The organism is Marixanthomonas ophiurae, from assembly GCF_003413745.1.
GTDB lineage: Bacteria > Bacteroidota > Bacteroidia > Flavobacteriales > Flavobacteriaceae > Marixanthomonas > Marixanthomonas ophiurae.
The window spans coordinates 608,888-625,248 of sequence record NZ_QVID01000002.1 but is presented as its reverse complement, the minus strand read 5'-3'; the positions used below and the strand labels follow the sequence as shown (position 1 = coordinate 625,248).

The following is a 16,361-nucleotide window of genomic DNA, read 5'->3' as shown; positions in this document are numbered from 1 at the left end:
CTTTTTTATTGATTACTTTTTAAGGAGATAAGCTTATCATTACCCTACTTTGGTGAGTGATATACTAAGCTAAGTCTAAGTGCTAAACATACCGACTTGACAAGGGTATTAAAAAAATACACTAACTATCAACTAATTAAAACCTTCTTCTTTCTTGTTTAAAAACCGCTACGCACTAATTAATTACTCAAAAAAAAGATAAAAACGCTATAGATTTTTGTTTCTCAAAAAATTACGTAGTTATACGTATAAACCGCATATAAGAAATATCCTACTTTTACCGCATTAACCAAATTATAATTTTAAACCCTATTTATGAAAAAAATTACCCAAATGTGGATACTCATAGCTCTACTATGTTCATCCACTTTCCTTTTTGCACAAAATGAAGGAAGTGGCGACTTTCCCAATTCCGGAACCGGCCCTTCTTTTAATTTAAGTGAAGGTGCTAATGGTTTTAGTGGTACTGTTAGTACCCCAGGTGACACTCAAGATCGCTTTGAAATAGTACTAGCTACTGGTCAATCTATAACTAGTATTTCTGCCACTGCTACCGGAGATACGTCAAATGGTTTTTTTCAGGTTGGTAATGAATCTGTAAGCTTTCCAGGCGGAAACATTACCCCTGTACCTAGTGGCCCCGGTACCTACCAAGTAGTAGTTTCAACTAATTTTTCTTTAGGATCCAATTGGAGTATAACCGTGAATGTTACAGGTAGTACACCACCATGTAATTTAACAGCTTTCATAACATCACAAACCAATGTAGCATGTAATGGGGCATCCACAGGATCAATAACTGTAAGCGCCAACAATGGTACTGTCAATTATGATTATGTATGGAGCAATGGGGCTAGTACTACCAATACAAGTTCGACAACAAATACAATAACAGGTTTAGCTGCCGGAAATTACTCCGTAACTATAACCGATGCTAATGGATGTACAGATACAGCTTCAGCTACCATAACACAACCAACTGATTTAGTAGTTTCTGCAAGTGTAAACTCTAATGTTTCTTGTAATGGAGGATCAGACGGTTCAGCTACTGCTGCAGTTAGTGGAGGAGCAATGCCCTACTCTTATTCTTGGTCACCTTCAGGAGGCAACAATGCAACTGCAACAGGACTTTCAGCAGGCACCTATACCGTAACGGTAACCGATGCTAATGGATGTATGGATACAGCTAATGTAACCATAACAGAACCTACCGCTCTAGTAGCTTCTGCAAGTGTAGATAACAATGTTTCTTGTAATGGAGGCTCAGACGGTTCAGCTACTGCTGCAGTTAGTGGAGGAGCAATGCCCTACTCTTATTCTTGGTCACCTTCAGGAGGCAACAATGCAACTGCAACAGGACTTTCAGCAGGCACCTACACTGTAACGGTAACCGATGCTAATGGATGTATGGATTCAGCTAATGTAACCATAACAGAACCTACTGCTTTAAACGCAACTATAACCGCTCAAACCAATGCATCATGCCCTGGTAGCAGTGATGGTGAAGCAACCGTTTCAGTTAACGGAGGAACAGCTGGATATACTTATTCTTGGGCTCCTTCTGGTGGTAGTAACGCTACTGCAACAGGTCTTTCAGCAGGAAACTATACGGTTACTGTTACCGATGCAAATGGATGTACAACTACAACCTCTGTGATTATAACAGATATAGACTCGACGCCTCCCGTTGCTAATTGCAATGACATAATTGTAAATGGAAGTTTTGAAAACGGTGATTTTACCGGTTGGACAGTAGATGATTTTAATGATCCATTACTTCCTTTTTATGTAGGTACAAGAAATACAGGAAATGGTTTTTTCCTTGGAGCTACCCCTACAGATGGAGCGCTCATGGCAGCCAATGGTTTTGATTCAGGTTCAGGGCCTGATGAGGCTGTTATTTACCAAGATGTTACCATCACAAACAATAACAACATACTTACATGGAATGAAAATATTGATTATGACCTTCAAAGTTTCTGTAGTGGTTGTTCAAATCGTATTTACGAGGTACAAATAAGAGACCTTAGCAATAACGTGTTAGAAGTAGTTAATCAAGTAACTGCAATATCAGGAGTTATAGATAACGACAATATATGGAATAGCCTTTCTGCAGATTTGTCGGCTTATATAGGTCAAACCATTCGTATTGCATTTTGGCAACAAGCTCCTGATTCTGGTTCAGGACCTGCAAAATTTGCATTAGATAATGTTTCGCTTGCAGCAAATTCTTTTTCTGTGTACTTAGATGCCAACGGTGAAGCTTCGATTACAGTAGGTGATATTGATGGCGGAAGTACTGACAACTGCGGAATTGCTTCAACTTCTATTGATGTAACTAGCTTTGATTGTTCAAACATAGGAGATAATACAGTAACCCTTACTGTAACCGATAATTCTGGAAACACTTCAACCTGTACCACTACTGTAACGGTTGTAGATGACATTGATCCTATTGCCAATTGTGTGGCACCATTCACGGTGCAGTTAGATGCCAACGGAGAAGCTTCTATAACAGCAGCTGATATTAACGATGGCTCTACCGATAACTGTGCAATCGCCACTACAACGATTGATATAACAGATTTTGATTGTTCAAATGTTGGAGATAATACCGTTACTTTAACTGTAACTGATGTCAACGGAAATAGCAGCACGTGTACAACAACAGTAACTGTTGAAGATTCTATTGATCCAACCATTACCTGTACTGGGGATATTACTGTAAGCAATGATTCGGGAGACTGTGGCGCTATCGTTACGTATACGGAACCAACAGCCTCCGATAACTGTACTACACCGCTACAAGCTATTACCATGAATGGTCAGACATCTCCTTTTTCAGGTAATGCACGAGGGTACCACTTCCAAGCGCCAGAAGACTTTATAATTACAGGACTACGTGTTCCTGCAGATGCTTCAAGCGGTGGTCAAAACATACAAATTATGCGATTTGCCGCAACCCCTGCAACTTTTTCAGGTACTAGTAGCTATGAAGAGGTGTTATATTATACAAGTTTAAACCCAGCAACAGGGTTTATTCCGGTTACCATTCAAGTTTCTGCCGGTGATATTATTGGTATATTAGGGACAAGAGGTACCGCTCCAGATGTAAACTCATATACGGCGCAAAACGATATAATGATAAATGGTAATACAGTTGCTATTACTAGATTTGGTACACAAAACCCTATTAGTACTGGTCAAGCCCCTCAAGGCTCATATTGGCAGGAACTTAGTGGCTCTATTTGTAGAGTTGAATTTGAATATCAATCTAACCCACTTACCGTAACCCAAATAGCTGGTTTAGCTAGTGGAAGTGAATTCCCGTTAGGAACAACCACCAATACATTTGAAGTAACGGATGCCAGTGGAAATACAGCTAGCTGTTCGTTTGATGTAACTGTAAATGATACAGAAGCACCAACAGCTAATTGTGTAGCACCATTTACGGTTCAACTAGATGCTAGCGGACAGGCTTCTATTACAGCTGCTGATATCAACGATGGTTCTACAGATAATTGTGAAATTGATACAACTAGTATTGATATTACTGATTTTAATTGTTCAAATGTTGGAGATAATACCGTTACTCTAACTGTAACTGATGTTAACGGAAACAGCAGCACGTGTACTACTACAGTAACCGTAGAAGACAACATAGCTCCTGTAGCAAATTGTGTGGCTCCGTTTACCGTTCAGCTTGATGCTAACGGACAAGCTTCTATTACAGCTGTTGATATTAATGATAGTTCTACAGATAATTGTGAAATTGATACAACTAGTATTGATATTACTGATTTTAATTGTTCAAATGTTGGAGATAATACCGTTACTCTAACTGTAACTGATGTCAACGGAAACAGTAGCACCTGTACAACAACAGTAACCGTAGAAGACAACTTAGCTCCTGTAGCTAATTGTGTGGCTCCGTTTACCGTTCAGCTTGATGCTAACGGACAAGCTTCTATTACAGCTGCTGATATTAATGATGGCTCAACTGACAATTGTAGTATTGATACAACAGCGATTGATGTAACAGATTTTGATTGTTCTAACATTGGAGATAATACCGTTACTCTAACTGTAACTGATGTTAACGGAAACAGCAGCACGTGTACTACTACAGTAACCGTAGAAGACAACATAGCTCCTGTAGCAAATTGTGTGGCTCCGTTTACCGTTCAGCTTGATGCCAACGGACAGGCTTCTATTACAGCTACTGATATCAACGATGGTTCTACAGATAATTGTGGAATTGATACAACTAGTATAGATATTACTGATTTTGATTGTTCTAACATTGGAGATAACACCGTTACATTAACTGTAACCGATGTAAACGGAAACAGCAATACCTGTACAACAACAGTAACTGTTGAAGATAATATTGCTCCGGTAGTTAATTGTGCTGCACCTTTTACCGTTGAACTTGATGCCAACGGACAGGCTTCTATTACAGCTTCTGATATCAACGATGGTTCTACAGATAATTGTGGAATTGATACAACTAGTATAGATATTACTGATTTTGATTGTTCAAATGTTGGAGATAATACTGTTACCTTAACCGTAACTGATGTAAATGGAAATACTTCTACGTGTACTACTACTGTTACTGTTGAAGATTCTATCGCTCCTACTATTGTATGTCCTGCTGATATATTAGCAAGTACAGATCCAACTGATTGTTTTGCAACGGTAAACTTCCCAGATGCATTAGCAACAGACAACTGTGCTGGAGTAACAGTAGCCCAGACGGGTGGATTGCCTTCTGGTAGTCAGTTCCCAGTTGGAGTATCGACTGTTGAATATACTGCTACCGATGCCAATGGAAATACCAGCCTATGTACGTTTGACATTACAGTAGAAGACAACGAAGCACCTATTGCAGTGTGTGAGAATATCACCATTCAATTAGATGAATTTGGATCAGCTTCTATTACAGCTGCTAATTTAGACGGAGGCTCTACCGATGCTTGTGGTGTGGATTCTATTGCTATCGATCAAGATACCTTTGATTGCTCTAACGTGGGTGATAACAATGTTACTTTAACCGTAACTGATGTAAACGGAAATGTTTCAACCTGTACAGCAATCGTTACTGTTGAAGATATAACCGCTCCTGAAGTTGTTTGTCAAGATATTACCGTTCAGCTTGATGCTACTGGAACAGTTAGTATTACAGGAATGGATGTAGACGGTGGTTCTACCGATGCTTGTGGCATTGCTAGTTATGATTTAGATATAGACACGTTTGATTGTTCAAACGTAGGTGTAAATACTGTGGAATTAACGGTTACTGATAATAGTGGTAACACAGCAACGTGTACGGCTATGGTAACAGTAGAAGATAACATAGCACCAGATTTAGTATGTACAGATTTTACCCTTGAGTTAGGTGAAGATGGTACCGCTACCCTATTACCAGGTGATGTAATTGCAAGCAACGATGATGCCTGTGGTATTGATACTACTGCAGTAGATATTACTGAGTTTGATTGTATTGATATTGGAACACCGGTTACTGTTCAAGTATTTGTTAGCGATGTTAACGGAAACTTAAGCACGTGTAACGCAGTGGTGACTGTGGTAGATATAATGGCACCGGTAGTGACGTGTCCTGCAGACCAAACAGTAGATCCAGGGGAAGGAAACTTATTCTATGAAGTACCAGACTACTTTGCATTAGGTGAAGCATCGGCTACTGACAATTGTACAAGTAATGTAACCATTACTTCTCAACAACCTGCTGCTGGAGAATTAGTAAGCGATGGTATACATACCATTACCCTTACTGCGGAAGATGAGTACGGAAACATCGGTACCTGTACCTTTGAGTTAACTGTAGAAAGTATCTTAGGTGTTGATGGAACGGATAATTTGGGTAGTGTGCAATTGTATCCTAACCCAGCGAACAACCAAGTAACCCTTGGGAATCCATCGCAAGTAAACTTGAAAGAAGCGATATTCTATGACTTGACCGGTCGAGTAATTCGTACTATCAATCTTACCGGTATGGGCTCACAAAAAGCAATTGACATTAGTCAACTGTCAAGTGCTACTTATATAGTAATGATTAAAAGCGAAAATGGTTCTGTTACAAAACAGTTGATTAAAGAGTAAGTAACTAGTTATTATTAACTTTTATATTAAAAACCCGAAGGCACACTACCTTCGGGTTTTTTATTTAAACAGATGTGATTCAATTTTATGATTTATTTACAGTTTGAAACATAATGATTCTTGTATTTTTAGAATAGCAAAAGTTAAACTCTATGAATTACGTAAAGACACCCTTATTCTTATTAATTACATTTCTAATAGTAATAGGCTGTAACACAAAGAAAAAAGAAGCTTCTTCATCAAAAGAAAAAGAAGCAACCCAAATTAAAAAAAAGAAACCAAAACGGTTACAGAAAGGGTGTTATGTTTATAACGATAATAAATCCACCATTTCATTACAAGTAATGGAGAAAGGAGATTCTATTACTGGAACTTTATTATTTGCTTTAGCTGAAAAAGATAAAAACACAGGCCGGTTTAAAGGCTACATCAAAAACAATGTTTTATTAGCCGATTATACGTTTGAATCGGAAGGGGTAGAAAGTGTTCGACAAGTTGCTTTTAGAGTTAAAAACGACACCTTATTACAAGGCTATGGCCCTATGGAACTGAAAAACGCTACACAAGTATTTCAAAACCCAAGTTCGCTTACTTTTGATGCTAAGTTTCCGTTGGTAAAAAAGGCTTGTGTAGATTAAAGCAGTATTAAGATTTATCAGTAACCACTTTTGGAGGTTTAACCACAAAAGGTGTAAACCAATCCCACGTTACACCAATGGAAAAACGCGGAAAACTATCGACAAACCGATAGTTATAATCATCAAAACCAAAAGTAAAATCAGCAAAAAAACCTAAATCGGTATCCCAAGGGTATACTATTCCATAGGTTTTAGATCGGTACGGTTCGGTTGAAGGGTGCGACCCCAAATGTAAGAATACCTCCTGCCCTATTGTGTAACGCATCTTTTTGTAATAGTCCGTAAACTCGTACCCCAACTCAAACTGATGACGGCCATATAGTTTGATATCCTCTGAATTATAGCCTCCAAAGTCAAAAAGACCCATAAAATTGTTGTGGTACAATTGATAGGTAAATGTATACGAGTGAATTCGTTTCGGGTTATTCTCTGCATCAAAACGGTTTACCCGATAATTAAATGATAATCTAGAAAGATTAGTAGAAAAGTTTCCGTTTTTACGGTTCAATATAGCTGAAAGGTCGGTATCATCTGTAATGGCTTCATATGCGGCTTGCCCTTCTTCCGATTCATCTTCAAATTCGGTACTAAAAGCAGCACCGGTTTGTCCATTACTATAATGCCCTGTTTCAATAGCCATAGTAAGAAAATTATTATTATTGGTCCTTAATATGGATTGCCAGCCTATCAATGCTTTGTAGGACGGTGTTTTAACCGGTTTAGAGTTTTCTTGATACATCCGTAACTGCGGCTGTAAGCTAAGATAAAAAGCATCGCCCCGTACAATGCTGTCTCTGCTAAGGGATTTTCGAATGTCATTATATAGCCCATAATATACAACTGGTTTGGCATCGAATAGAATTTGTTCATATTCATTATTCCCAAAACCTCCTGATAAATAAGGTCGTTTCGCTATGGGGTAATAATCTTTAAAAGCAGAAAAATCTTGCTCTTCCTTTTTCTGTGCTACAGCATTAACTGTTAAGAATAAGAAGAAAATCGGAAATACTAATTTCATAATAATTCAATACTAGTTATAAATATAAAGTTAAAATGGATACCCAATAGCAAAGTTAAATACGGGGTTATCAGCTTGAAAATCGAAGCGTTCGCCTTCGGGCAATGAGGGGTCGTGAAATGGAGCAGCAAGGTCGAAACGAAGTACAAATCCCTGAATATCGACACGCAAACCAATACCTGCGCCCATACCCAATTCAGAAATAAAACTTGAAGTAAACTTACCTTGTCCGTCCAAAGCATCATTTGCTTTTGAGTTCCAAATATTCCCAGCATCGGCAAATACGGCTCCTTTCAAGTAAGAAAATAATGGAAAACGATATTCCACATTGGCTTCTAAACGTATGTTCCCGGTTTGATCAAAAAACGAATCTCCTGTGTCACTCCCATCATAGGTTCCAGGACCTAAAGAGCGAATTTGAAAGGCCCGAACACTATACGGGCCACCAGAAAAATATTGCTTTACATAGGGTAACACATCTGAGTTTCCATAAGCATGCCCATAACCTGCAAATAACCGAGTAGCGATGGTTTGCTCTTTTCCGAAGTTAAAATGGTACCTTCCATCAATATCAGCTTTGGCGTATTGCGCATATTCTAACCCTAAAAACGTTTTGGGTTCGCCTGCTTCTTCGACCTGACCAAATAAGCTAATGGAATTTCCGGCCACATCTAAAGTAGCATTCAAATAAAATTGATGGGTATCTTGGGTATCGACCATCCCATTATACGTAAATGAATACGTCAATCCCGATATAAATTCTTGATCAAAACTACGCTGTAAAAAAGGGTTTTCCTCTAAAATAGCATCAAACTCAGCTGTCGTGTTTGAAAGCTTGGTGTAGTTAATAGATATTGGATTAATGTCGTGTGTAACATAGCGGTTTGCTCGCCAAGAATAACCGAATAAAGCGGTACCCGAAAGCAAGGTGTATAACTTACTTCGGTTTAAATAATTAACGCCAATACTGGTTTTGGTCTTCGGAATGGAATATTCAAAGAAATTATCATCAATTTTTAAAGGTGAAATTACCCGTGGAAAAATAAGTTCGGTCTTTAACCCTAAATCCAAACTGGTTCTTCCAGTACTGTTACTACCACCGCCAGCTTGGAATTCATATCCAGCATTTGCTGTAATGTTTAAGGTTTCGCCGCCTTTAAATAAATTACGATTGCTAAAGGTTAAGGCTAAATGTGGTCCTGCAAAATTGTTCGATTTTGTTACAGCTTGCAACTCGGCTCGAATGGCACGTTTGTTAAGCGGTGACAGGTAGATGTCGGCTTCTAAAATACCTAACGAATCGGTTGCCGAAGAATCTTTCACTTTATACTGAATGTTGACAAATTTATACGCACCAATGGTAGACAACCGTCTCGCGGTATTTCTAGAAGTTTCGGGATTATAATATGTTCCTTCTTCTAAAGTTACAAATGGGTCTAAATATTTCGGTTTAAAAAAGGTTCCTTTTTGTATGTAGTTTTTATCCTGAAACCGAACCGTATCCATTGCTGCGGAATCGATCTGAACATCATTATTAGGATAAATATTTACTTTTGAAATTTTATACGGAATAATACCTTTTGTAGGAACTTCTTTTTTCAGCTTTAAAAACAGATCAAATTTCTTATTGTCATATTGATTGGTATCACTTTCAAAAATGAGGAAACCCGGGTTAAAATTATAGTATCCCTTCTTTTTTAATTCGTTATCAATACGCTCACGTTCCAGTTTCATATTTGACAAATCGAACCGCATCCCAGGTGTCAATTTTGTGGTTGCCACACTACGTTGCATATCACTGTAAATAGGTTGCGGCAAGCTGTCTAGCTGATACGTTGCAATTCTGTAGGGTGTGGGGACGTTTACAGTGTATTTTATAGAAGCTTCTGGTTTATTTTCGCTTTCAGTAAATTCTGAACTAGCCGTACTGTAGAAAAATCCTCTGTTTTCCAATCGATTTAATAATATTTCTTCAACTTGATACGGCTCCACATCAGATTGATAAACAGGTTCTTCACCTATTTGTTTATAAAACCATTTATTTAAAAAACCAGGTGTAGAATCTTGCACTTTGTAGTAATAGTAGAGACCAGGGTACATCCCTAGAAACTTTTTATTAGGTTCTGGTCGCATGGTATTTTCTAAAGCGGTTTTTAATTGCGCTTGATTATTAATAGTAGAGTCTGCCTTAATTTCTATTTCACCACCGGTATAGAGCCGTTCCCCTTCGGGAATAAATTTCTCTACACTACAAGATTGTAGTAGTAGGATGAAGCATAGTAATACACCTACTCCCTTATATGTTGTAAATATTTTCACTGTCGTTACTTATTATTTTTTTGTTCTTCTTCGGTTTCTTTGGTTCTTTTCGCTTTCTCCTTTTCTTTAGTTTCCTTTTCAGAATCTTCTTCATCTTGAGATTGTGACCGAAGCATCGCATCCCATAAATCTTTAAACTCATTAAATTCTTGTGTAAAAATAAGCGCAATACCACTTACAATGGTTTGCCCGTCAATTACATTTTCAAATTCATTTCTTCGGAAGCCTTTTAAACGATAGCGCCCGTTTTCAGTTAAAATATATTCTAAACTTACATTTCCAATTAGAGGGGCTGGTTCACCGGTAGAACTACTGCCTTGTATATCCACTTCACTACCCACACTTACGATAAGACGATCATTGAATAACTTCTTTCTAGCAGCGATGTCCAATTGGGTGCGCTCTTGTGGAGAGTTTCCTTGATAATCGGTATAACTGTCTAACCCAAAATCTAATTCCACTCCAGTATCGCCCAATAATTTATCTGAAAATACATTTAGTTGATCAGACAGTGCATCATTCAAGTTATCGCGTGCAATGCTCGCCGCTCCTCCTCTACTGCCATCGCTACCAGGCTCTGGGTAAAAACGATTCAATACTAATAATGAAAACACTTGCTTATTCAGCTCGTTTTCTTGCTGATTTAACTGCTGGATACGGCCATACACTTGTCCGCCAACCGAACCTTGCTCATCTTCCGGCATATCTAAATTAAACGAAATTTTAGGCTGCATCAACTCGCCGTCAACATTTAAGTACACGTAAAAAGGTAAAACTTGCCGATACTTGTTTTTAATTGAAGGATCTGCTCCCGAGGTTTGCGAAGCCATTAATGGCGAAGCGGAAGCTTCTACATCGTAGATAGCCCGAACATCCAATTCAGCGTCAAATGGGTCACCAGACCACGTAATACGGCTACTCGGATCTAATTTGAACTTTCGATTGACTAAGTTGTATAAATTCATTTCATAATGGCCGTCTGTTACTTCATATACACCACTAAGGTTCATTCTTCCATTTGGGTTCATTGTAAAGTTAAATTCCCCTTCCCCTGAAACTTGAAAGTTATCGCCCGTTTCCTGATCAATAATAATTTTCACTTGTGCTTCTTTCCCAATATTTAAGTTTGCTGAAATATCAAAACCAGTAACTGTAGCGGTTTGTTCTTCCGTTCGGGTTAAAATAGCATCCGGATTCTCCCGGTTTACAAAAATTACAACACCATCGCGTTCTTCTATGTTCACAGTAGCAGAAGGCATGATATACGTAACATCGGTGTTAGAACCCACCGTGAGTGAACCTTTCAATACAGGGATTTGAAGGTCGCCGGTCAATTTGGCGTCTGCATCAAAAGTTGCGATTCCGTAAAGAAAGTCATTATCATCTTCAGTGGCATTTAGTACTTGAAAATTCTTCGCCTTTAATTGTAGGTCAAATGTTGGATTTATAAAATTTTCGGTACCCACATTTCCGGATGCAGAAAACGTGTTACCGTTTTCATCTGCTATGGTGAAGTTATCCATAGCAAGTCCTTTGTTATCAACCGTCAATTCTTCGTCTGCCAATGTAAAAGCGGCATTTAGCTTTGCGATTTTAAAGTCAGCATTAGTAAATTCTATATTTCCTTTGTATTCAGGCTCGTCCAACGTTCCATTTAAGGTAAACGCTCCTGAAAAACTGCCATCAGCTTGTGTGATTTCCCCTTGTGAAAAACCTTCCAAGGCTTTCATTTTAAATTCGTTGATCGCTATGTCTAGGTTTAAGTTAGGAGTTTCAGTGGTGGCTACATAATCACCTGTTATATCCATATCGATAGCACCTTCTTTTAAAGCAGCATTAAAATCGTACGAATTTCCACCTGTAGAACCGGCATCTACACTTAGTGTACCTAAATTTACATCCAACAAACTGAGTTGTTTTATAGCGACATCGGCCACTAATCCCGTGCTACCAAAGATATCTTCAAACACCACTTGACCATTTAAAATTCCGGTGGCTAAGGTTTCTTCAGGGTTTAAATAATTAAGAAATTCACTTAATTTGAAATTTTCAAATGTAATCCCTACGTGATCTTTTTCATTGGGAAGCTTATCTGTAAATTCTAAAGACTGATTATTTCTACTGAAACGAAATTCATTAAACTCAATTTTAGATTCGCTTAAAAGCATTTCGTTAGTAGCAGGTGTCGTCCACGGTTTTTTCTGAATAATCAACGAATCTGGATTTACATGAAACCGAAGTTTATCACTGGTTCCTGTGATTTCAGATTGAATTTGGATTAACTTTTCATCCTCATAATACGAAAGAAAATCCAGCAATAGCTTTTCACCATCCTTATTTCCTTTTATTTCCGTTTTCTGAATAGCCAAAGGCCCAGCATTAATTGCATTAAAGCCTGCGTTAAACCGGAAGTTATCTTGACTAGTCTCCATCGAGACCTTAAGACTGTCCAATTCATTTCCGCCGTAATTAATATGAGGGGCTAAGATATTTGCCGTTAATCTTCGTTCTTTTTCTTTAAAATCCAGCGATAAATCAATCGTGTCCATGTCTTTCACATTAACTAAAAACACTTCATTTAAAACAGGCGATTGCCGGATGGTTCCTTCTACCGTTAAATCTACAGGATTTTTTACCGTATCAGTATCGATCGGTTTTCTAGAAAAATAACTTCCAATATGTTTTTGAATAGCCGTGCTAAATCGTTGTGGATCGGTATTGGACTCTAAGGTTAGGTTGAGCATTTTATTATCCACCCATATAGATGTAGTATCGCTACTAACATGCGCCGTAGCCAAAAGACTACCTAACAAATAGCTTTTATCATCATAAACTATTACACCGTCTCCAATAGTCGAAATGACGTCAAAGCTGTCCCCGTCACTCACAAAATCGGCATTCAGCTGCATTCCAGCACGTACATAACGGTCCATTATACCCAGTGCTTCTAGATCTGCACCAATTAGATGAAGGTCTAAACTTGCTTCAGGCGCAACAGAATCCAACACTACGGAAGCGTTTAAATCTAAATTCAGATTTTTATCCTTGTATTTTGAAACAATATCTCCTTTTCCGTTTTTTACGTTTCCGGAAACTTTTAAATCCTTGATTTTATAGTCATTTAGTTGAAAACTATCCACCACTACTTCAGCGGTTGCATCTAAGGTGTTGATGGTTGTTCCTTTTCCTTTCGCGGAAGCTGTTAACGATAGTTTCCCAAATTGTTCATCTTGTAATAATTCGCCAATGTTGTATTCCTGTATGTTGAAATCGGCATTGAATGCAATTTCGTCCGTATTTTTGAAATTTCCTTCTAAAGTTGCGACTCCCTGCGAAGTAGTTACATTGGCATTGGCTGAAATATCTTCCGGGGTTCCGCTAGCCACTCCTTTTAATAGTATGTCTTTTGGTAATTGTACGCCTAGTTCTTCTTCTGAAACAAACTGAACTAAATCTTTTTTAACGGTTTCGGCCATAAATGAAGGAACATCGAACGACAGTTTTTCAGGATCAGTTACATTGTATAAGGTTGCCGTAGCTGAAACATAGGTTGTTTTCCCCCAATTGACTCTTGCCGATGGAATTTGCAAAGCGCTTAATACGCCCTTGGCATTAATGTTTCCTGAAATAGGGCGTTTACTAGCCGTTTTTAGATATTCATTGTTTTTTAAATCGGGTTGAAATTGAAATACATCTTGTAACGCCACTTTAAAGGAGGGAATGTTTACGTTCGCTTTTGTTGTTTCGGGGGAATCGATCAACGAGTTTAAACTGGCGTATTGAAGCGTGGCGTTTCCGGAAAGACTACTGTTATTTGCTGCGATCGAAAGATCAGATACTTTCATATTGGTATCGGTAACGACAAGACGGACCTCAGCTTTGTGTACTGAATTCCCTGAAGCTTCTTGAAAAGAGAGCTTTTCTAAGTTTAGATTGGCTGTTTTATTTTTCAACGAAATGTCTGACGCTTGTAGTTCTAAATTCGATATAGAAATAGCATTGGCGTTAAAAGTCCCTTGAACGGGCTCTGCGCCATCAATTGAATAACTAATATTATTTTCGGAAAAATCAATTTCATCTATGGCAACAAGAAGGTTGGGCCATAAAGAAGCACTTTCTGACGCTCCATTGTTTTCCTCTTTTACAACTGCTTCCTCTGTATTCGACTTCATATTAATTGCCACAATGGATTTGTTGAGTTCCAAGGTACCTATTTCAAAATCTTGATTAGCCAAATCAAGTTTAGGGACTTCGGCATAGAAATCAACTAAATCTACTTCAGCGCTCAAACCTTGAACATGATCTTGATAGGTTGCAAAGACGTTTTCAATAGTCAGTTCGTCTATCGCTAAAAAAGGTAGGGGAACATCTGCAGGCGGCGCGGGAGGCACTGGGTTTTGAACGTACTGTATGCGACTGTTTTTAATAACCCCATCGGAAGCTCTGAAATCCATGTTTTCCAAATCGGTTTTTTCCATTTCAAGTTCTAGTTCACCCACTATAAAACGGCTATCAATACCTAGAACGGCATCATTGTAAACAACATCAAAATCTTCAAAATTTAAATCACCTATAATAATATTCATTGGTGCCGAGGTGGTATCAGCTGTAACACTGGTAATATCCTCCGCAGCAAAGGCATCGATTAAAAACTGAAAATTATAACCCGCAACAGAGTCTTTACGAATAATATTGGCGCGTAACCCTTCCCAATCGACTGATTCTAACCCAATCCCGTTTCCGCGAATGATGGGCCAAAGTGGCACATCTGCTTCCAATGATTTTGAGTAGACAAGTGTATCCCCTTTTTTGTCTTCCAGAAATAAGCCTTTTAGCATAATGTCACCATCAAAGGTGATAAAAAGCTTTTCTATTTCAACCTTCGTATTCGTTTTATCGGAAACGTAGGAAACAACTTTATCTACAATAATACCTTGCCCCCACGGACTTCTAATAAATAAAATAAGTAATAGCAGAAATACCAATATTCCTAACATTACTCTTGCAATGCGTCGGAATATGCGGTATTTCTTTTTTCGAGCCTTTCTTTTAGGCTGTGTATTAGTTGTTTTTTCTTTGTTCTGTTCCAAATTTATGGGGATAACTCTTAAGTATACGTATCTCCTGCAAAATATGGTTTTCTAGAATATTTAATAGTTATAGAAATGATAACTTTTTAAATGATTTTTCAGAAATTTAAAAAGAACAACTGTTAAGCTGTTTTAAGATAATATTTCTTCCGAAGCCAAAATGAAACCCGAACCAGTAAAATTAAGGCCGGTACTTCAACTAACGGACCGATAACCCCTGCAAACGCTTGCCCAGAATTAAGACCGAACACGGCAATAGCTACCGCAATGGCAAGTTCAAAGTTGTTTCCGGCAGCTGTAAATGAAATAGCAGCGTTTTTATCGTAGTCTGCTCCCATCGCTTTACTGAAAAAGAAGCCAATTATAAACATCAATGCAAAGTAGATTAATAATGGAACCGCAATGATTACAACGTCCATAGGTATTTCTACAATTAGCTCTCCCTTTAGAGAAAACATTACTACAATTGTAAATAGTAAGGCGATTAAAGTAAGCGGAGATATTGTAGGTATAAATGTTTCTGTGTACCACTTTTCTCCCTTTGCTTTCACTAAAATTAGCCGACTTAAAATTCCCATTAAAAATGGAATTCCTAGATAAATAGCGACGCTTTCTGCAATAGTAGCAATGGAAATATCGACAATAGCTCCTTCAAACCCGAAGTATGGTGGTAGTATCGTTATAAACAACCACGCATAAAAACTATATGCAAATACTTGAAAAATGCTGTTTAAAGCAACTAATCCGGCACCGTATTCGCTACTTCCTTCTGCAAGATCGTTCCATACCAATACCATTGCAATACATCGTGCAAGACCAATAAGAATAAGCCCTACCATATATTCAGGGTAATCTTGTAAAAAGGTGATTGCCAGAATAAACATCAATACAGGACCGATGATCCAATTAAGGATCAAGGATATAGAAAGTATTTTTACATTCTTAAATACTTTAGGCAACAGTCTAAAATTTACTTTAGCCAAAGGTGGGTACATCATCACAATAAGCCCAATCGCGATGGGAATATTGGTCGACCCTGAGCTAAAGGAATCTACCACTTCAGGAAAGGAAGGGTAAAAATACCCAATCCCTACTCCTATTGCCATGGCTATGAAAATCCATAGGGTTAGATAGTTGTCTAAAAAGCTTAATTTTTTCATTATTCTGAAT

General features: G+C 38.1%; 6 protein-coding genes. 2 read left to right on the top strand and 4 right to left on the bottom strand.

Going from position 1 to position 16,361, the window contains the following annotated elements; translation table 11 throughout:
• Nucleotides 1-315: 315 nt before the first annotated feature.
• Together DZ858_RS13015 and DZ858_RS13010 are read left to right on the top strand one after the other, a co-directional pair.
• Nucleotides 316-6,126, top strand: coding sequence for an HYR domain-containing protein (locus DZ858_RS13015; protein ID WP_117160096.1), 5,811 nt, complete (start codon nucleotides 316-318; stop codon nucleotides 6,124-6,126).
• Nucleotides 6,127-6,278: 152 nt separating this feature from the next.
• Nucleotides 6,279-6,764, top strand: a complete 486-nt coding sequence (locus DZ858_RS13010; protein ID WP_117160095.1) for a hypothetical protein — start codon at nucleotides 6,279-6,281, stop codon at nucleotides 6,762-6,764.
• Between the two features lie 7 nt (nucleotides 6,765-6,771).
• Here DZ858_RS13010 and DZ858_RS13005 read toward each other — a convergent pair whose 3' ends face one another.
• The 4 genes from DZ858_RS13005 to arsB all read right to left on the bottom strand — a co-directional run bounded on the left by DZ858_RS13005 (nucleotide 6,772) and on the right by arsB (nucleotide 16,351).
• Nucleotides 6,772-7,782 (bottom strand): TonB-dependent receptor, encoded by a 1,011-nt coding sequence (locus DZ858_RS13005; protein ID WP_117160094.1) that lies wholly within the window; start codon nucleotides 7,780-7,782, stop codon nucleotides 6,772-6,774.
• 30 nt (nucleotides 7,783-7,812) lie between these two features.
• Nucleotides 7,813-10,101 carry a translocation and assembly module lipoprotein TamL gene (tamL, locus tag DZ858_RS13000; protein ID WP_394340449.1) on the bottom strand — a complete coding sequence of 763 codons (2,289 nt, stop codon included), beginning with the start codon at nucleotides 10,099-10,101 and terminating at the stop codon, nucleotides 7,813-7,815.
• A 5-nt stretch (nucleotides 10,102-10,106) separates the two neighbouring features.
• A complete protein-coding gene (locus tag DZ858_RS12995) occupies nucleotides 10,107-15,098 on the bottom strand; it encodes a translocation/assembly module TamB domain-containing protein (protein ID WP_117160440.1) in 4,992 nt (1,663 codons plus the stop codon).
• Nucleotides 15,099-15,313: 215 nt separating this feature from the next.
• Complete coding sequence (arsB, locus tag DZ858_RS12990) at nucleotides 15,314-16,351, bottom strand: ACR3 family arsenite efflux transporter (RefSeq protein WP_117160093.1); 1,038 nt, start codon at nucleotides 16,349-16,351, stop codon at nucleotides 15,314-15,316.
• Between the last annotated feature and the right edge of the window lie 10 nt (nucleotides 16,352-16,361).

Bases quoted from the DNA above. Each gene is read 5' to 3' on its own strand.
- DZ858_RS13015 (WP_117160096.1), top strand. From the start codon at position 316: ATGAAAAAAATTACCCAAATGTGGATACTCATAGCTCTACTATGTTCA.
- DZ858_RS13010 (WP_117160095.1), top strand. From the start codon at position 6,279: ATGAATTACGTAAAGACACCCTTATTCTTATTAATTACATTTCTAATA.
- DZ858_RS13005 (WP_117160094.1), bottom strand. From the start codon at position 7,782: ATGAAATTAGTATTTCCGATTTTCTTCTTATTCTTAACAGTTAATGCT.
- DZ858_RS12995 (WP_117160440.1), bottom strand. From the start codon at position 15,098: ATGTTAGGAATATTGGTATTTCTGCTATTACTTATTTTATTTATTAGA.
- arsB (WP_117160093.1), bottom strand. From the start codon at position 16,351: ATGAAAAAATTAAGCTTTTTAGACAACTATCTAACCCTATGGATTTTC.